Source organism: Prescottella sp. GW823-FHT02E09 (genome assembly GCF_058797375.1).
The window spans coordinates 84,780-102,193 of record NZ_JBXAJP010000005.1 but is presented as its reverse complement, the minus strand read 5'-3'; the positions used below and the strand labels follow the sequence as shown (position 1 = coordinate 102,193).

The 17,414-nt window shown below is 70.0% G+C and carries 16 protein-coding genes; 6 read left to right on the top strand and 10 right to left on the bottom strand.

What is annotated here, in order from left to right; all coding sequences use genetic code 11:
• Positions 1–14: 14 nt before the first annotated feature.
• The 4 genes from lipA to sucB all read right to left on the bottom strand — a co-directional run bounded on the left by lipA (position 15) and on the right by sucB (position 4,637).
• A complete protein-coding gene (gene lipA, locus AC1RIF_RS13990; RefSeq protein ID WP_492601974.1) occupies positions 15–1,031 on the bottom strand; it encodes a lipoyl synthase in 1,017 nt (338 codons plus the stop codon).
• 52 nt (positions 1,032–1,083) lie between these two features.
• The gene (lipB, locus tag AC1RIF_RS13985; RefSeq protein WP_492601973.1) at positions 1,084–1,845 is read right to left on the bottom strand and encodes a lipoyl(octanoyl) transferase LipB; all 762 of its coding nucleotides are present in this window, start codon (positions 1,843–1,845) and stop codon (positions 1,084–1,086) included.
• A gap of 61 nt (positions 1,846–1,906) precedes the next feature.
• Positions 1,907–2,797: a TIGR01777 family oxidoreductase gene (locus AC1RIF_RS13980; RefSeq protein WP_492601972.1), complete on the bottom strand. Its 891-nt coding sequence runs from the start codon at positions 2,795–2,797 to the stop codon at positions 1,907–1,909.
• A gap of 115 nt (positions 2,798–2,912) precedes the next feature.
• Positions 2,913–4,637 (bottom strand): 2-oxoglutarate dehydrogenase, E2 component, dihydrolipoamide succinyltransferase, encoded by a 1,725-nt coding sequence (gene sucB / locus AC1RIF_RS13975; protein WP_492601971.1) that lies wholly within the window; start codon positions 4,635–4,637, stop codon positions 2,913–2,915.
• 305 nt (positions 4,638–4,942) lie between these two features.
• Here sucB and AC1RIF_RS13970 point away from each other — a divergent pair, with 305 nt between their 5' ends.
• A complete protein-coding gene (locus tag AC1RIF_RS13970; protein WP_492601970.1) occupies positions 4,943–5,284 on the top strand; it encodes an oxidoreductase in 342 nt (113 codons plus the stop codon).
• Positions 5,285–5,352: 68 nt separating this feature from the next.
• On the opposite strand, the gene AC1RIF_RS13965 is transcribed toward AC1RIF_RS13970, so the two are convergent.
• Positions 5,353–6,876 (bottom strand): leucyl aminopeptidase, encoded by a 1,524-nt coding sequence (locus AC1RIF_RS13965; protein ID WP_492601969.1) that lies wholly within the window; start codon positions 6,874–6,876, stop codon positions 5,353–5,355.
• Positions 6,877–7,007: 131 nt separating this feature from the next.
• Between AC1RIF_RS13965 and gcvT the strand changes: the two genes are divergently transcribed.
• On the top strand, positions 7,008–8,108 hold the full coding sequence (gene gcvT, locus AC1RIF_RS13960) for a glycine cleavage system aminomethyltransferase GcvT (RefSeq protein WP_492601968.1): 1,101 nt from the start codon (positions 7,008–7,010) through the stop codon (positions 8,106–8,108).
• Between the two features lie 49 nt (positions 8,109–8,157).
• On the top strand, positions 8,158–9,261 hold the full coding sequence (locus AC1RIF_RS13955; RefSeq protein ID WP_492601967.1) for a branched-chain amino acid aminotransferase: 1,104 nt from the start codon (positions 8,158–8,160) through the stop codon (positions 9,259–9,261).
• Positions 9,262–9,324: 63 nt separating this feature from the next.
• Here the strand turns inward: AC1RIF_RS13955 and AC1RIF_RS13950 are convergent, their stop codons facing one another.
• The 4 genes from AC1RIF_RS13950 to AC1RIF_RS13935 all read right to left on the bottom strand — a co-directional run bounded on the left by AC1RIF_RS13950 (position 9,325) and on the right by AC1RIF_RS13935 (position 12,539).
• Complete coding sequence (locus tag AC1RIF_RS13950) at positions 9,325–10,074, bottom strand: adenosylcobinamide-GDP ribazoletransferase (RefSeq protein WP_492602356.1); 750 nt, start codon at positions 10,072–10,074, stop codon at positions 9,325–9,327.
• A 14-nt stretch (positions 10,075–10,088) separates the two neighbouring features.
• Entirely contained in the window at positions 10,089–11,186 is a 1,098-nt protein-coding gene (cobT, locus tag AC1RIF_RS13945) for a nicotinate-nucleotide--dimethylbenzimidazole phosphoribosyltransferase (RefSeq protein ID WP_492601966.1), read from the bottom strand.
• 25 nt (positions 11,187–11,211) lie between these two features.
• The gene (locus AC1RIF_RS13940) at positions 11,212–11,787 is read right to left on the bottom strand and encodes a bifunctional adenosylcobinamide kinase/adenosylcobinamide-phosphate guanylyltransferase (RefSeq protein ID WP_492601965.1); all 576 of its coding nucleotides are present in this window, start codon (positions 11,785–11,787) and stop codon (positions 11,212–11,214) included.
• 71 nt (positions 11,788–11,858) lie between these two features.
• Positions 11,859–12,539, bottom strand: a complete 681-nt coding sequence (locus tag AC1RIF_RS13935; RefSeq protein ID WP_492601964.1) for a DUF3043 domain-containing protein — start codon at positions 12,537–12,539, stop codon at positions 11,859–11,861.
• A gap of 107 nt (positions 12,540–12,646) precedes the next feature.
• Between AC1RIF_RS13935 and AC1RIF_RS13930 the strand changes: the two genes are divergently transcribed.
• The 3 genes from AC1RIF_RS13930 to AC1RIF_RS13920 all read left to right on the top strand — a co-directional run bounded on the left by AC1RIF_RS13930 (position 12,647) and on the right by AC1RIF_RS13920 (position 15,244).
• Positions 12,647–13,735 (top strand): glycerate kinase family protein, encoded by a 1,089-nt coding sequence (locus tag AC1RIF_RS13930; protein ID WP_492601963.1) that lies wholly within the window; start codon positions 12,647–12,649, stop codon positions 13,733–13,735.
• A 59-nt stretch (positions 13,736–13,794) separates the two neighbouring features.
• A complete protein-coding gene (locus AC1RIF_RS13925; RefSeq protein WP_114719248.1) occupies positions 13,795–14,145 on the top strand; it encodes a HesB/IscA family protein in 351 nt (116 codons plus the stop codon).
• A 124-nt stretch (positions 14,146–14,269) separates the two neighbouring features.
• Positions 14,270–15,244 carry a carbohydrate kinase family protein gene (locus AC1RIF_RS13920; protein ID WP_492601962.1) on the top strand — a complete coding sequence of 325 codons (975 nt, stop codon included), beginning with the start codon at positions 14,270–14,272 and terminating at the stop codon, positions 15,242–15,244.
• A 69-nt stretch (positions 15,245–15,313) separates the two neighbouring features.
• Here AC1RIF_RS13920 and asnB read toward each other — a convergent pair whose 3' ends face one another.
• On the bottom strand, positions 15,314–17,239 hold the full coding sequence (gene asnB / locus AC1RIF_RS13915; RefSeq protein ID WP_492601961.1) for an asparagine synthase (glutamine-hydrolyzing): 1,926 nt from the start codon (positions 17,237–17,239) through the stop codon (positions 15,314–15,316).
• Between the last annotated feature and the right edge of the window lie 175 nt (positions 17,240–17,414).

Here is a 17,414-nt window from a genome sequence, read left to right as displayed (position 1 = left end):
GGGGACCGAGCACGTCAGGCGCGGGCGGCGAGGCGCTCGAGGACCGAGCTGGCCTCCTGCGAGGCGCTACCCGCCTCGGCGAGGTGGGCCTGGCCCTCGGGAAGAGCGCGACCGTGGTGCGCCATCGCCTGCGCGTACAGGCGACCGGCGCGGTACGACGAACGCACCAGCGGACCGGCCATCACGCCGGCGAATCCGATCTCCTCGGCGGCCTTGGAGTGCTCGACGAACTCCTCCGGCTTGACCCAACGTTCGACCGGATGGTGCCGCGGCGACGGGCGCAGGTACTGCGTGATGGTGAGGATGTCGCAGCCGGCCTCGTGCAGATCGACCATGGCTTGCTGCACCTCCTCGGGGGTCTCGCCCATGCCGAGGATCAGGTTCGACTTGGTGACCAGTCCGAAGTCGCGGGCCGCGGTGAGGACACCGAGCGAGCGCTCGTAGCGGAACGCCGGCCGGATCCGCTTGAAGATCCGCGGCACCGTCTCCAGGTTGTGCGCGAGCACCTCCGGGCGGGACTCGAACACCTCGGCCAACAGGTCCGGCTTGCCGTTGAAGTCGGGGACCAGATTCTCGACGCCGGTGCCCGGGTTGAGGGCGTGGATCTGCCGGACCGTCTCCGCGTACAGCCACGCACCACCGTCGGGCAGGTCGTCGCGCGCGACGCCGGTGATCGTGGAGTAGCGCAGCCCCATCGAGCGGACGCTCTCGGCGACCCGACGCGGCTCGTCACGGTCGAGCGCGGTGGGCTTGCCGGTGTCGATCTGGCAGAAATCGCAACGGCGCGTGCACTGTTCGCCACCGATGAGGAACGTCGCCTCCCGGTCCTCCCAGCACTCGTAGATGTTGGGGCAGCCGGCTTCTTCACAGACCGTGTGCAGGCCTTCGTTTTTCACCAAGCCCTTGAGCTCGGTGTACTCCGGACCCATCTTGGCGCGGGTTCGGATCCAGTTGGGCTTGCGTTCGATCGGCGTTTCCGCGTTTCGGATCTCGATGCGGAGAAGCTTCCGTCCTTCTGGGGCGACAGTCACGTGCTCGATGGTACGCCTGACCGATCCGCCGTTCGGGGCTGGGCGGGGGTGCTCAGCCGAACCGGACGGTGGTGAACTCGGGCGTCCGAACTGCGGTGTCGAAACTCACGCGCTCGATGTCGTGGACCGTCAGCGGAAGCTCGCCGTCGAGCGCCGCCATGACCGCGACCGTCACCGCCGGGGTGACGTCGTCGATCGTCACCTCGCGGCCCAGCTCACGCGACAGCGTCGTGACACCGGCGTCCTTGATACCGCACGGCACGATGTTGTCGAACCCGTCCAGGACGGAATTGCAGTTCAGTGCGAAGCCGTGCATCGTCACGCCGCGCTGCACCCGGACGCCGATCGCGGCGACCTTTCGTTCGGGCAGCCAGTTGCCGTCGACCAGGGCTGCGGGCAGCCACACGCCGGAGCGTCCCTCGACGCGTCCGCACGTGATCCCCAGATCGGTGCACACGGTGATGAGCGCCTGCTCGATGCGCCGCACATAGCTGACGACGTCGACAGGCTCGGCAAGCTTGACGATCGGATACCCGACCAGCTGGCCGGGCCCGTGCCACGTGAGCTTGCCGCCGCGATCGACCTCGATCACCGGCGTCCCGTCCACCGGAAGGTCCTCGGGTGCGGTGCGACGGCCGGCGGTGTAGACCGCGGGATGCTCGAGCAGCAACAGGGTGTCGGGGCCGACATCGTCGGCGCGGGTCGTGGCGAGATCGCGCTGGCGATCCCACGCCGCCATGTAGTCGATGCGTCCGAGATGTTCGACGGCCATCGGCTTTGTGCTGAATCGGGCCGATGCGGTGGCACTGCTCATGGACCGAGACGTTACGCCTGCCGTTGCGCTCTGCCGAACCGTGCGGTCCGGCAGGGGAGAGTCAGTGCCCGCACGCGTATGCGAGTGCTTCGTCGATCGTGCTGTGCCGGAACGTGAATCCGGCGTCGCTCAGGGCGGTCGGCACCGCGCGCTGCCCGGACAGCACCGCCTCCTGCGCGAACTCGCCGATCAGCGCGGAGACGGCGAACCCCGGGACCACCCACGGGGCCGGACGATGCAGGGCTGCGCCCAGCGCGGCGTTGAAGCGCCTGTTGGTGACCGGTTCCGGCGCGGACAGGTTCACCGGACCGTGGATGTCGCCGTCGGCGATCACGAACTCGATGGCAGCGACCTCGTCGGGGAGGGAGATCCACGACATGTACTGGCGGCCGCTGCCGAGGCGCCCGCCCAGGCCGAGCGAGTACAGCGGCCGCAACTTCCCGAGCATGCCGCCGGTGGGAGCGAGCACCGTCGCGGTGCGGAGCGACACCGTCCGCACACCGGCGTCGCGGGCGGGGGCCGTCGCGGCCTCCCAGTCCCGGCACACCTCCGCGAGGAATCCGCTGCCTGACGACGCACCCTCGTCGACGACCCGGTCACCGGTATCGCCGTAGTACCCGACCGCGCTGCCGTTGACGAGAACGGGCACCGACGCGTCGGCGACCGCATGGGCGAGGACGTCCGTCGCGGTGAGTCGGCTGTCCCGGATAGCCTGCTTGTAGGCGCCCGACCAGCGTTTGTCCCCGATGCCCGCCCCACACAGGTTGACGACCGCATCGGCGCCGCGCAGGATCTCGGCGTCGACGACGCCGTGCTGCGGATCCCATGCGACCTCGTCGGCCGCCGAGGGACGACGGCGCACCAGTCTCGTCACGTGGTGGCCGCCTGTGCGCAGTGACGCGACGAGCGCCTGCCCGATCATTCCGGACGAGCCGGCGACGACGATTCGCATGGCATTTCTCCTTCGACGGTGACGGGCGGTGACCGAAACACCGAGGGGCACCACTCCTCGCGGAAATGGTGCCCCTGGCTACGACGGGTGTCGCGTGATCGAGATCCGGTGGACCCTACAAGCCCAGATCGGCCTCGAACGACGCCTCTTCGAGGCGCTGCTTGATGGTGGTCAGGAAGCGACCAGCATCGGCGCCGTCGACCAGACGGTGGTCGTAGGTGAGCGGCAGGTAGCACATCGAACGGACGCCGATGGACTCGTTGCCGTTCTCGTCCTGGACCACGACCGGGCGCTTGACGATCGCGCCGGTGCCCAGCATCGCCGCCTGCGGCGGAACCAGGATCGGGGTGTCGAACAGGGCGCCCTGGCTGCCGATGTTGGTGATGGTGAAGGTGCCACCGGACAACTCGTCCGGCTTGAGGCCACCGCTGCGGGCACGCTTGGCGATGTCCGCGATCGCGCGGGCCAGACCGGCGAGCGACAGGTCGCCCGCGTTGTGGATCACCGGGGAGAGCAGGCCCTGCTCGGTGTCCACCGCGATGCCGAGGTGCTCGGCAGCGTGGTAGGTGATCTCCTTGGCGCCCTCGTTGTAGCTCGCGTTCACGTTGGGGTGAACCTTGAGCGCCTCGACGACGGCCTTCGCGAAGAACGGCAGGAACGTCAGGTTGACGCCCTCGCGCTCGGCGAAGTCGGCCTTGGCCTGGGCGCGCAGCGCGGCGATCCGGGTTACGTCTACCTCGAAGGTCTGCGTGAGCTGTGCCGTGCTCTGCAGCGACTCGCGGGTCTTGACGGCCGTGATCTGACGGATCCGGTTGACCTTCTGCGTGGTGCCACGCAGGTGAGCGAGCTCCGGACGCACGCCGGCGGTGGCGGCGGGCGCCGGGGCGGTGGCAGTGGCGGCGGGCGCCGGCGCCGCGGCAGCAGGTGCCTTCGCGGCCTCGGCGGCGGCGAGGACGTCCTGCTTGCGGATGCGTCCACCGACACCGGTGCCGGTGACCTTCGACAGGTCGACATTGTTGTCGGCGGCCAGCTTGCGGACCAGCGGCGTCACGTACGGCGCGTCACCCGACGGTGCAGCGGCCGCCGGGGCGGCAGCAGGTGCGGCCGGTGCCGGAGCCGGTGCAGCAGCGGGCGCCGGAGCCGGAGCGGCGGGGGCCGGGGCGGCGGGGGCCGGGGCGGCGGGGGCCGGAGCCGGAGCAGCCGGTGCGGGGGCCGCGGCGGCGGGTGCACCCGAACCGATGACGGCGAGCTGACCGCCCACGTCGACGGTGTCGTCTTCCTGCGCGCTGATCTCGAGGAGGATGCCGGCGACCGGCGACGGGATCTCGGTGTCGACCTTGTCGGTGGAGACCTCGAGGAGCGGCTCGTCCACGGCGACCTCGTCACCGACGGCCTTGAGCCAGCGGGTGACGGTGCCCTCGGTGACGGACTCGCCCAGCTCCGGCATGGTGACCGGCGTGCCCGACGCGGCATCGGCAGACGGTGCAGCAGCGGGGGCCGCGGCAGGTGCGGGAGCGGCCTCGGCGGCGGGCTCGGGAGCGGGAGCCGCGGCCGGCTCGGCGGCGGCGGGGGCGGCCTCGGCGGCGGGTGCGGGAGCCTCACCGGCGTCGCCGATCACGGCCAGCTCGCCACCGATCTCGACGGTGTCATCCTCCTGCGCGACGATCTTGGTCAGAACGCCGGCGACGGGGGACGGGATCTCGGTGTCGACCTTGTCGGTGGAGACTTCGAGCAAAGGCTCGTCTACTTCGACCGTGTCTCCTTCCTGCTTGAGCCACCGCGTGACAGTTCCCTCGGTGACAGACTCACCCAGGGCTGGCATCTGGACGGAGAAGGCCATTTCTTTTGACTCCTCGACGGTTGTGTTCGGGTTGTTGAGTTTTGTCGACTTGTGGTCGAAAACCATTGTGCTCGAGATGCACGGTTCCTGCGGCGGAGTACGACGTTTCCGAGGCGCCTCACTCCCGTGGTGTGCTGCGCTTCGGACCCGTCGTGCGGCGCGCTGCGCCCATCCTTTCATTGATGCTCGAACCGCGTCCTGCGAGGGGCGGGTCATGTGAATTTCCTCGTCGTCGAGCGCCTCTGCTGGCAAAATCGGACAGATCGTCGCGGGGAGGTCCGCGGCGGGCAGGGAGGAGAGTTCACGTGGGGTTGTTCGACCGATTCACGCGCGGGCGGTCGTCGCGTCCGATGTCCGACGCGGAGTCCGACGCACGCCACCTCGCGGACTGGGCTCGCTCGCACCACGGGGTGGAGGCCTACGTCGAACCCCAGACCACGGTGACGGAGGTGACGGTGGTGCTGGTCGCGGCGGACGGCGAGTGGACCCGCCGCAAGGTCGGCGGCGAACGCGGCGCCCGGCGGCTCGGCGAGGACCTGCACATCCCGGTGTACGACGTCCGCAAGACCGGCTACCCGCAGCGGATGCGCGACTTCGACGCGCGGCGTCGGATCGAGCGCAAGCGGGAGCGCGAACGCGAGCTCTAGGCGGCTGCGCCGCCCGTGCGCACTTCTGGTAGCAGCTACTACCAAAGGCGCGCACGGGCGCGAAGCGCCTATCCGTTGGCGGAGATGTCCTCGAGTACCGAGATCATCGTGCGGACCGGGACACCGGTGCCACCCTTGCCCGTGTAGCCGAAGGGTCCACCGGTGTTGAACGCCGGACCGGCGACGTCGATGTGCGCCCACTGCACGCCCTCGGCGACGAACTCCTTCAGGAACAGGCCGGCCGCGAGCATGCCGCCCCAGCGGTGCGGGGTGACGTTCGCCAGGTCCGCGACGCGGGAGTTGAGGTCGCTCCGCAGTTCGGCGGGCATCGGCATGGGCCACGCGTTCTCGCCGATCTCCTGGGAGATCGCCGCGACGCGGTCGCGGAACTCGTCGGTGCCCAGCACGCCGGGTGTGCGGTTGCCCAATGCCACCATTTGCGCGCCGGTCAGCGTTGCGGTGTCGATCAGGTAGTCGGGTGCATCCTCGCAGGCACGCGCGATCGCGTCGGCCAGGACCAGTCGACCCTCGGCATCGGTGTTGATCACCTCGACGGTGGTGCCGCCGTACTGGGTCAGGACGTCGCCGGGACGCTGCGCAGTGGCCGACGGCATGTTCTCCGCCATCGGCACCCATGCGGTGACGTCGACGGGCAGCTTCAGTTCGGCCGCGAGCACGACGGTCGCGATGACGGCCGCGGCGCCGCCCATGTCTGAGGTCATGTTCTCCATGCCGGCGGCCGGCTTGATGGAGATGCCGCCGGTGTCGAAGGTGATGCCCTTGCCGACCAGTGCGACCTTCTTGACCCCGCGGCGCTTGCCGCTCGCGTACGTCATCTGCACCAGGCGGGGCTGACGGGACGAACCCTTGCCGACGCCGACGATGCCACCGAAGCCGGCCTTGGCGAGCGCCTTCTCGTCGAGGACCTTGACCGTCAGGCCGGCTGCGGTGCCGAGGGTCTTGGCGCGGTCGGCGAACTCGGCCGGGAACAGGTGGCTGGGCGGAGTGTTGACGAACTCGCGGGCCGTCGCGACGGCCTTCGCGATCGCGATCGACCGGGCGAGGACGGCCTTGGGCTCCTTCGCCCGGGGCGACTCGACGAGCAGCTCGACGCGGCCGACCGGCTGCGCATCCGGACCCGGCGCCGACTTGCCCGACTTGAACTCGGTGAACGTGTACGCGCCCAGGAAGAAGCCCTCGGCGGCCGCGCCGAGGTCGACCGAGGACAGCGTCGTCGCGGCGGTGGCCACACCTGACAGCGAACGAGCCGCGACGCCGGCGGACTTGCGGACCTGCTCGGCGTCGATCTTGCCGGCGGCACCGAGGCCGACGGCCAGGACGCTCGCGACCGGCAGTCCGGCCGGAGCCGGGACACGGGTGAGCTCCTCGGCCTTGCCGGTGGCGCCGACAGCCTGCAGGTCGTCGAGCAGCGTGGCCAGCACGTCCTCGTCCACCCCGCTGCCCAGGAGCGCCTCGGGGCCGTCGGAACCGGTGGTGAGACCGATCACGAGTACGTCGACGCGCTTGCCGAGGGAACCGGCGAGCGCGACGTCGGGTCCGAGGGGACGGGTGGGGGAGGATGTTGCGGGCACGGCATCTCCAGAGTGGTTGGTTGCGACTGTCGGGTTGCGACTGTCCGGTTGCGACAGGCCGATGTCGCGGGGAAGTCGACGGCCGAATTCCGATGTTAGTTCGCCGACGGCGTCGGCTAGCGTTGTCCCTCATGAGCGACGCGAGCCTGCTGCAGGGTCCCATCCATTCCGTCCACGTCGACCTCGGTGCCACGTTCGCGCCGTTCGGTGGCTGGGAGATGCCCGTCTCGTACGCCGGCACCGTCGCCGAGCACACCGCGGTCCGGGAATCGGTGGGCCTGTTCGACGTCAGCCACCTCGGCAAGGCGTTGGTGAAGGGCGCGGGCGCGGCCGACTTCGTCAACGCGACGCTCACCGCGGACCTCGCGAAGGTGGGTCCAGGCCTGGCCCAGTACACGTTGTGCTGCACCGAGACAGGCGGCGTCGTCGACGACCTGATCGCGTACTACGTGGCCGACGACGAGGTATTCCTGGTGCCGAACGCGGCGAACACCGCCGAGGTCGTCGCTCGTCTGGCGGCCGCGGCGCCCGCCGGCGTCACCGTCACCGACCAGCATCGCGACTACGGCGTGCTCGCGGTGCAGGGACCGAGGGCGGCGGACGTCCTTGCGGCACTGGGGCTGCCGACCGACATCGAGTACATGGGTTTCGTCGACACCGACTGGAACGGTGTCCCGGTCCGGGTGTGCCGTAGCGGCTACACCGGTGAGCGCGGCTTCGAGGTGCTGCCTCGCTGGGACGACAGCGAGGCCCTGTTCCGCGCACTCGTCGACGCGGTCCGGGCCGAGGGCGGTGAGGTGGCGGGCCTGGGCGCCCGTGACACGCTGCGCACCGAGGCCGGCTACCCGCTGCACGGTCACGAGCTCTCGCTGGACATCTCGCCGTTGCAGGCGCGCTGCGGGTGGGCCATCGGGTGGTCCAAGCCGCAGTTCTGGGGCCGTGAGGCACTCGTCACGGAGAAGGCGGCCGGACCCGTCCGGCGTCTGTGGGGGATCAAGGCCCTCGATCGTGGTGTGCTGCGGCAGGGGCAGACCGTGTCCCTCGACGGCACTCCGATCGGTGAGACGACGTCGGGGACGTTCTCCCCGACGCTGAAGGTGGGAATCGCACTCGCGTTGCTGGACACCGCGACCGCGTTGAAGGCGGGAGACGAGGTCAGCGTCGACGTGCGCGGGCGTAGTCTGCGCTGCGAGGTCGTCACGCCGCCGTTCGTGCCGGTCCACACCAAGTAACGCTCACACCAGAAACTCGGCGAAACTCCGTTAGATAGGATCACGGCTTATGACAGACGGCCTCGAATTCGCGCGCATCCAGCATCCTTCTCCCGCGACCGAAGAGGCGCGGCGCGAGATTCTGGAGGCGCCCGGGTTCGGTCGGTACTTCACCGATCACATGGTGTCGATCATGTACACCGAGGGTCGGGGCTGGCACGACGCCGAGGTGCTGCCGTACGGGCCGATCGAGCTCGATCCGGCCGGCATGGTGCTGCACTACGGGCAGGCGATCTTCGAGGGACTCAAGGCGTACCGCCAGCCGGACGGCGGTATCGCGTCGTTCCGTCTGACGGCCAACGCCGAGCGGTTGCGTCAGTCGGCGCGCCGGCTCGCGATGCCGGAACTGCCGGACGAGTTGTTCGCCGCCTCGATCGACGCGCTGCTCGACGTCGACAGCGACTGGGTGCCCGCCGCCGGCGGCGAGGACTCGCTGTACCTGCGCCCCTTCCTGTTCTCCACCGAGGCCGGACTCGGTGTCCGCCCCGCCAAGGAGTACCGGTACCTGCTGATCGCGTCGCCCGCCGGTGCGTACTTCCCGCGCGGCGTCAAGCCCGTGAGTGTGTGGCTCTCGCGGGAGTACGTTCGCGCCGCACCGGGCGGCACCGGTGCCGCCAAGTTCGCCGGCAACTACGCGGCATCGCTGCTCGCACAGGCGCAGGCCTCCGACGAGGGCTGCGACCAGGTGGTGTGGCTCGACGCGATCGAACGCAAGTACGTCGAGGAGATGGGCGGGATGAACCTGTTCTTCGTCTTCGGCTCCGGTCCCGATGCGCGCCTGGTGACGCCGTCGCTGTCCGGGTCACTGCTTCCGGGCATCACCCGCAACTCGCTGCTGACGCTGGCCACCGACGCCGGCTTCGCAGTGGAGGAGCGCAAGATCAGTACCGACGAGTGGCGCGAGAAGACCGCCTCCGGCGAGATCACCGAGGTGTTCGCGTGCGGTACCGCCGCCGTCATCACGCCGGTCGGCCGGGTCAAGTCCGCCGAGGGAGAGTTCACCATCGCCGACGGCGAACCGGGCAAGATCACGATGGCGCTGCGCGACACCCTCACCGGCATCCAGCGCGGCACCTTCGCCGACACCCACGGCTGGATGACGAAGCTGCGCTGAGCAATCGATCGAACCGACATCGGGCCCTTCCGCTTCGGCGGGAGGGCCCGATCGCGTTCGGCGTCAGCCTCCGAGCAGGAAGCCGATCGCCGTTGCCGAGGCGGTGAATTCCAGTGCGGCGCCGAGCACGTCGCCGTTGATGCCGTCGAATCGGCGGACGCAGTGGCGGACCAGCAGGGTCGCGCCGACGAGGGTCACGACGATCACGACGGGCCCCTGCCACCAGCGCTCGGGAACCGCCCACACGGCCGCGACAGCAAGTGCCAGTCCCCAGAGTCCGATGGCCCACCGGCCCTGCGAGTCGGCGACCAGAGCCCCGAAGCCGCGGGTGCTCGAGGCGGGAACACCACGGCGGCAAGCGATCACGACCGCGACCCGGCCCGCCGCGATGGCCACGAGCACACCCACCCACTGCTGGGCCGCGGCCAGGGTGCCGAACGACAGCGCCTGTACGCCGATCGTCACGACCAGTGCGGCAACACCGAACGGTCCGGCGCCGCCGCTGCGCATCACCTCACGGGCTCGCTCCGGCGCGCCGTAACAGCCGAGGCCGTCCGCGGTGTCGGCCAGTCCGTCGACGTGCATGCCGCGGGTTGCCAGGGCCAGCGCGCCGACGGTCAGCAGTCCGGCGAGTGCGGGATCGAGTCCGGCCCACAGCAGAATCCAGAGCACACCGGCCGCGGCCGCACCGAGCAGCGCCCCGACGACCGGTGCGGCACCGATGGCCTGACGACCCTCGTCGTGGCCGATGTCGTGCGGTCCGCGGACCGGCAGCACCGTCAGCCACGACAGCGCCAGCGACAGGCCGGTCACCGCGGCGCGCACGATCAGTTCGATTCCGTCGGTTCGGTGTCGGTGTCGGTGTTGTTGCTCACGCCGGCCTGGTCGAAGGTGGCCATGTGGGCCAGCGTCGCCACCGCACCCTGCAGGACCGGCAGCGCCGCGACGGCACCGGAACCCTCACCGAGGCGCATGTTCAGGCCGAGGATCGGGTCGAGTCCGAGGTGTCGCAACGCGATCGTGTGGGCGGGTTCGGTGGACCGGTGGCCGGCCACCCACCACTCCCGGGCACCGGGCGCGAGTTCCTCCGCCACCAGCGCCGACGACGTCACGACGAGACCGTCGACGATCACCGGGGTGCGGCGGACCGCGGCCTGCGCAAGGAAACCGGCCATCGCCGCCAGGTCGGCGCCGGACACGGTGCGCAGCAGGCCGACCGCGTCTCGCACGTGGGGCCGGGCGCGGCGCAGGGCGTCGCGGACGGCGGCGGTCTTGCGCATCCAACCGGCGTCGTCGATGCCGGTGCCGCGTCCGACGGCGGCGACCGGTTCGGTGTCGGTGAGGGCGGCGATGAGGACCGTCGCGGGCGTGGTGTTCCCGATGCCCATCTCACCCGCGATCAGCAGATCGGCGCCCGAGTCCACCTCCTCGTCCGCGATCGCGCGGCCCGCGGCGATCGCGCGCAGCGTCTCCTCGTGCGTCATCGCGTCCTCGCGGTCGATCGACCCCGACGAGCGGCGGACCTTGTAGGCGGACACCGACGGATCCGTGTCCGCGTCCACTGCCAGATCCACCACGCGGACCGCGGCGCCGGCGATCGACGCGAGGACGTTGACGGCGGCCCCGCCGTCACGGAAGTTCGCGACCATCTGCGCGGTGACCTCCGGCGGGTACGCCGAGACGCCGCCACGGGCGATGCCGTGGTCGCCGGCGAAGACGACGACACGGGGATTGGCGAAGACGTGCGGCGGGCAGACACCCTGGCAGGCGGCCGCCCACACGGACAGTTCCTCGAGCCGTCCGAGGGATCCGGTCGGCTTGGTCAGCAGCAACTGGCGAGCCTGGGCCTGATCCCGGATCTCCGCGTCCGGCGGGACGGGAGGTTCGAAGTGGGGGGCGGATGGACTCACGAATTCGCTTGTCACGCTAGGCCTTTCATTTGAGCGCCGATCATTTGAGCGTCATGGCGATGCCCGCGACGACGAGGATCACGTCGTCGCACACTGCGGCCAGCCGGGAATTGAGGGCGCCGATCTCGTCGCGGAACAGCCGACCCGAGCGGGTCTCGGGGATCACGCCCAGGCCCACCTCGGGACTCACGAGCAGCAGTCGGCCCGGATACGCGGCGACCGCGCGGACCAGTGCGTCGATGTTCGGTTCGACGGTGCCGCGGGGGGCGTCCCAGGCGTTCGCGTCGTCGAGTTCACCGGTGAGCCACGTACCCAGGTCGTCCACGAGCGTCGGCGGGTGCCGGTCCCGATCGGACAGGACGTCGATCAGGTCGCCGTCGCTGCCGGTCTCGACCGTGGTCCACGACGCCGGACGACGACTGCGGTGCTGGTCGATCCGGGACTCCCAGTCGTGGTCGTCCGGATACCGGCGCGCGGTCGCGACGTACCGCACCGGCGCGTAGGCGTCAGGCGCGTCGAGGTCGTCGAGCAGGCCCTCGGCGTGCGCCGACTTGCCCGACCGGGCGCCGCCGAGGACGAGCGTGCGGCGGGGGCGGGGCGAATCGGGGGAGGGCACGGGGGTAGACGCTACCAATCGACTCGGGCCGGTCCTCGCACTGCGAGGACCGGCCCGATACGGCGTGTGGGTCAGACGGCGTCGCCGGGGCCGACCCGCGGCTTCGGGGCGCGCATCTTGCGGATCTGCGAGGCGCGCACGAACGCGTACCAGCCCAGCTTGAACCCGCCGTCGACGCTGTCGGGGAAGCGCTCGCGCACCTTGTTGTTGATCATACGGCCGAGGAAGTAGCCCTCGCCGGCCATGAACAGCATCATCACCAGCATCGCGAGGGTGACGTAGTTCTGGATGACCGGGCTCAGGAACATCGCCATGATCAGCACCAGCGCGAGCGGCATGAACAAGCCGACCAGATTGCGGCGACTGTCGACGAGGTCGCGGGCGTACCCGCGGACCGGGCCCTTGTCGCGCGGCAGCAGGTACTTGTCCTCGCCGGCGAGCATGCGGGCGCGGCGATCGGCGGAGTCGGCACGACGCTCTGCGGCGGCCGCCTTGCGCTCCTCCTTGGAACCGCGGTTGGCCTTGCGGCGGGCGCGGGCCTCCTTGGCGGTGAGCGGAGCGGGTGCGACGGGGCCGCGGCGCTTGGCCTCGGCCTCGCGGCGCTTGGGTGTCGGGCGGCCCTTGCCGGGGGTCTCGGCCCCGGGGGTGTCGATCGCCTCCGCGGTCGTCGCGGTCGACTCGATGATCTCTCCGGCGACAGCATCATCGCGTTTGTCGGAATTGTCAGAGTCGCCTCGGCGTAGCAGCTTCACGCATCCAGGCTATGGGATAACCGCCGCGCTGGCGAAACCGACCACCTGTGAACCGCCAGGAGCGGCCCCGAAATGCCGAGGTCGGGGGAGCGCCATACACTCCGCAGATGCGTGTGCTGATCGCCCCCGACTCGTTCGGCGAAACCCTCACTGCGGTACAGGCGGCCGCGGCGATGGCATCCGGGTGGGCGACCGCGCGGCCCGACGACGTCGTCGTGCTCGCGCCGCAGTCGGACGGCGGCCCCGGATTCGTGGACGTGATTTCTGCCACCGTCGGGGGAGCAAGGTCCGTTCGGGTCGAAGGACCACTGGGCCGGCCGGTCGACGCGAGCTGGGTCCTCGCCGACGACACCGCGTACATCGAATCGGCGCAGGCCGTCGGGCTGGGGCTGCTCGACGGTCCGCCGTCCCCTCGCAGCGCCCTCGACGCACACAGTCGTGGGGTGGGGCAGTTGATCGCGGCCGCGATCGACGCGGGCGCCCGGCGGATCGTGGTCGGCCTCGGCGGGTCCTGCTGCACCGACGGCGGTCGCGGAATGATCGCCGCGCTGGGCGGTCCGGACGGGGCAGATCTGCGGCTCGCGACGATCGAGCTGGTGGCGGCCACCGACGTCGAGAACCCGCTGCTCGGTGAGCACGGAGCCGCGCGAGTCTTCGGTCCGCAGAAGGGTGCCGACCGCGGCGCCGTCGAGGAACTCGAGCGGCGCAACACCGCATGGGCGGCGGAGCTGGACGCGTCCGGCGCGGGCCCGGTCCGCGACCTGCCGGGGGCGGGTGCGGCCGGAGGCCTGGGCGCGGCGCTCCTCGCGCTCGGTGCTCGTCGCGAACCGGGCGCGGCGATCGTCGCGCAGTGCACCGGACAGGCGCGGCAGCTCGAGGCGGCGGATCTGGTGCTCACCGGTGAGGGCAAGTTCGACCACCAGTCGCTGCGCGGCAAGCTCGTCACCGCGCTCGCCGCCGCAGCGAACCGGACCGGGGTGCCGACTGTCGTGATCGCCGGCCAGGTCGCGGTGGACCGGGACACCGTCCGCGCGGCCGGGATCGTCGCAGCGTTCTCGATCACCGAGTTCGCGGGGTCCGTCGAACGCGCCATGAGCGGAGCCGGCCCCCTGCTCGAGGCATTGACGTCGCGCGTTGCCGACGCTCGGCGGGGTGCGTCGGGGTTCACTCGGATCGGGCCGATACATGAGGAATAGAGGTCCGCAGAGTACCGTTGAAGCGATCACGGGTTTGGCACGAGCGACAGGGAGAGCCCATGACTGTGCAGAACGAGACCGCCACCCACGGCGTCAAGATGACCGAGGCCGCGTCCGCCAAGGCGAAGGCACTACTCGATCAGGAAGGGCGCGACGACCTCGCGCTGCGCATCGCCGTGCAGCCGGGTGGCTGTGCGGGACTGCGCTACCAGCTGTTCTTCGACGACCGGAACCTCGACGGTGACCTGATCGTCGACTTCGGCGGCGTCAACCTCGCGGTCGACCGGATGAGCGCGCCGTACGTCGAGGGCGCCTCGATCGACTTCGTCGACACCATCGAGAAGCAGGGCTTCACGATCGACAACCCCAATGCCACGGGGTCCTGCGCCTGCGGCGACTCCTTCAACTGAGTCCCGAACAACCCTCTCGACGCACTCTGACGCGGAGTCTGCCTTCACCGGCGGGCTCCGCGTCAGACTGCGTTTCCGCCCAACGGGGCCATTCGAGGCCATCCGAGCTGAAAGGCATCCGCGCGTGACAATTGCGGTTACCGGTTCCATCGCCACCGACCACCTGATGCGGTTCCCCGGCCGCTTCGCCGAGCAACTGCTCGCCGACCAGCTAGCGCACATCTCGCTGAGCTTCCTCGTCGACGATCTCGTGATCCGCAGGGGCGGCGTCGGCGGCAACATCGCCTACGCGATGGGTGTGCTCGGGGGCTCGCCGCTGCTGGTCGGTGCCGCCGGTGCCGACTTCGCCGAGTACCGCGCGTGGCTCGAATCCAACGGCGTCGACTGTGGCGGCGTGCGGGTGTCCGAGACGGCGTACACGGCCCGCTTCGTGTGCACCACCGACGAGGACATGGCACAGATCGCGTCGTTCTATCCGGGCGCGATGAGCGAGGCCCGAGACATCGAACTCGCCGCCCTCTCCAAGTCCGCCGGAGGTCTGGACCTGGTGCTGATCGGGGCCAACGATCCCGAGGCGATGGTCCGCCACACCGACGAGTGCCGCCTGCTCGGGATCCCGTTCGCGGCCGACCCGTCGCAGCAGCTCGCCCGCCTGTCCGGCGACGACGCGAAGAAGCTCATCGCCGGTGCCAAGTACCTGTTCACCAACGAGTACGAGTGGGGCCTGCTGCAGCAGAAGACCGGGCTGTCGGAGGAAGAGATCCGCGCCCAGGTCGGGCTGCGCGTCACCACCCTCGGCTCCAAGGGCGTGGAGATCGTCGACAGCGAGGGCAACTGGGTCCGCGTCGGTGTCGTGCCCGAGCGCGGGAAGGTCGACCCGACCGGTGTCGGCGACGCGTTCCGCGCCGGTTTCCTGCTCGCGCACTCCGTCGGTCTGAGCCTCGAGCGGTCCGCGCAGCTCGGCTCCCTGGTGGCCGTCTACGTCCTCGAGACCGTCGGCACGCAGGAGTGGACGTTCCAGCGCGACGACGCGATCAAGCGCCTCACCGAGGCGTACGGCAAGGCCGCGGCCGACGAGATCTCCACGCTGCTCCCGTAAGGCGGCTGCGCCACCCGTGCGCCTTTCTGGTTGCTCCAGCTACCGGAAAGGCGCACGGGCGCGGAGCGCCTACAGGCTGACCGGGTAGACCGGTTCCTGGATCTGCGGCACGATGCGCTTCTCGACGAAGATTCCGTGCCACACCATGAAGCACAGGACCGTCCACAGTCGTCGGCTGTGATCCGACACACCCTCGCGGTGCTCGTTCAGCATCCGGGTGACCGCTGCCTTGTCGAAGATGTGGTCGGTCTGCGATTCGGCGATCTGCAGGTGTGCCCAATCGAACAGTTCCGTGCCGGCGAGCCAGTGCCGCAGCGGCACCGGGAAACCGAGCTTCGCGCGGTGCAGCACGTGCGGCGGCACGATGCCCTCGAGTGCCTGGCGCAGTGCGTACTTCGTCGTCGACTTCGTGATCTTCTGATCCAACGGGACGCGTGACGCGACGTCGAACACCTCGGGATCGAGGAACGGCACCCGCAGCTCGAGCGAGTTCGCCATCGTCATCTTGTCGGCCTTGACCAGGATGTCCCCGCGCAACCACGTGAACAGGTCCAGATGCTGCATGCGCGCCACCGGATCCCAGTCGCGGGACTGCGCGTAGATCGGCGCCGTCACGTCCCGGTGTGTCCACTCCGGGCGGAAGTCGCGCAGCACCGCACGGAGCTGGGCGTCGCTGAAGCTGCGCGCATTGCCGTAGTAGCGCTCCTCGAGGGTCATCGATCCGCGGTGTAGCAGGCTCTTGCCACGCGTGCCCTCGGGAATTCGCTCGGACAGCTTGCCCGCCGCCTTGCGCAGCGCTCCGGGCAGCATCTCGAACGGCTTCAGCGACAGCGGCTCACGGTAGATCGTGTAGCCGCCGAACAGCTCATCCGCGCCCTCGCCCGAGAGGACCACCTTGACGTGCTTGCGGGCCTCCTTCGCAACGAACCACAGCGGCACCAGCGCCGGGTCGGCGACCGGATCGTCCAGGTACCAGATGATCTCGGGGATCGCGGCCGCGAACTCGGCGGGGGAGACCACCTTGACCACGTGCCGGGCGCCGATCGCGGCGGCCGACTCCGCGGCGACGTCGACCTCGGAGTAGCCCTCCCGCTCGAAGCCGGTGGTGAAGGTGATCAGGTTCGGGTTGTGGCGCATCGCCAGCGCCGCGATCGCGGTCGAGTCGATGCCGCCGGAGAGGAACGAGCCCACGGTGACGTCGGCGCGCATGTGCTTGGCGACCGAATCCTCGAGGGCCTCCGCGATCTCGCGGTAGCGGGCCTGCTCGCCGCCGGCGGCGAACGGCACGGCCGGGAACTTCGGCGTGAAGTAGCGGGTCACTTCGGGGGCCGTGCCCGGTGACAGGCGTGCGTAGCAGCCGGACTCGAGTCGACGGATCTGCGCGTGCAGCGTCTCCGGTTCGGGCACGTACTGCAGCACCGTGTAATGCTCGATCGCCCGCGGATCCAGGTCGGTGCCGATACCGATGACGTCCGCCAGCTCGAGCAGGCTCTTCTTCTCGCTGCCGAACGCGGTGCCACCCGTGCCGGTGGCGATGAACAGCGGCTTGATTCCGAACGGGTCGCGCGCAACGAACAGCTCACGGGTCTCGGTGTCCCACACCGCGAAGGCGAACATGCCGCGCAGCCGGCGGACGGCGTCGGCGCCCCAGTAGTGGAACGCGGCGACGATGGCCTCACTGTCGCCCTCGGTGCGGAACCGGGCGTCGTGGTCTTTTGCGAGCTCGGCGCGGATCTCCAGGTAGTTGTAGATCTCCCCGTTGAAGGTCAGCGCATAGCGCTCCGGGTTCTCCGGAGGACCCCACCGCAGCGGCTGGTGCGAGTGCTCGATGTCGATGATCGACAGCCGGTTGAAGCCGAACACCAGGTCGTCGTCGTGCCAGGTGCCGTGTTCGTCGGGCCCGCGATGACGCAGACAGTGCATGGCCGCATCGACGCGCGCGACGGCGTCGTCGCTGGTGCCGTCGGTGGTGAGTAGTCCGAGCAGTCCGCACACGGCGTCCAGTACCTCGATTCAGAGTCGATTGTGGGTAGGGAGTCGGCCTTCCGGAGACGGTCCGATTTTCCCCAGGGAAGTATGCCGCAGTTTCCGTGCCCGGATCGTGCCTGCACCGTCGTCGCGGTCTCCGAACTCAGCTGAATCCCAGGTCGCGCGCGTACGGTGGAGGGTC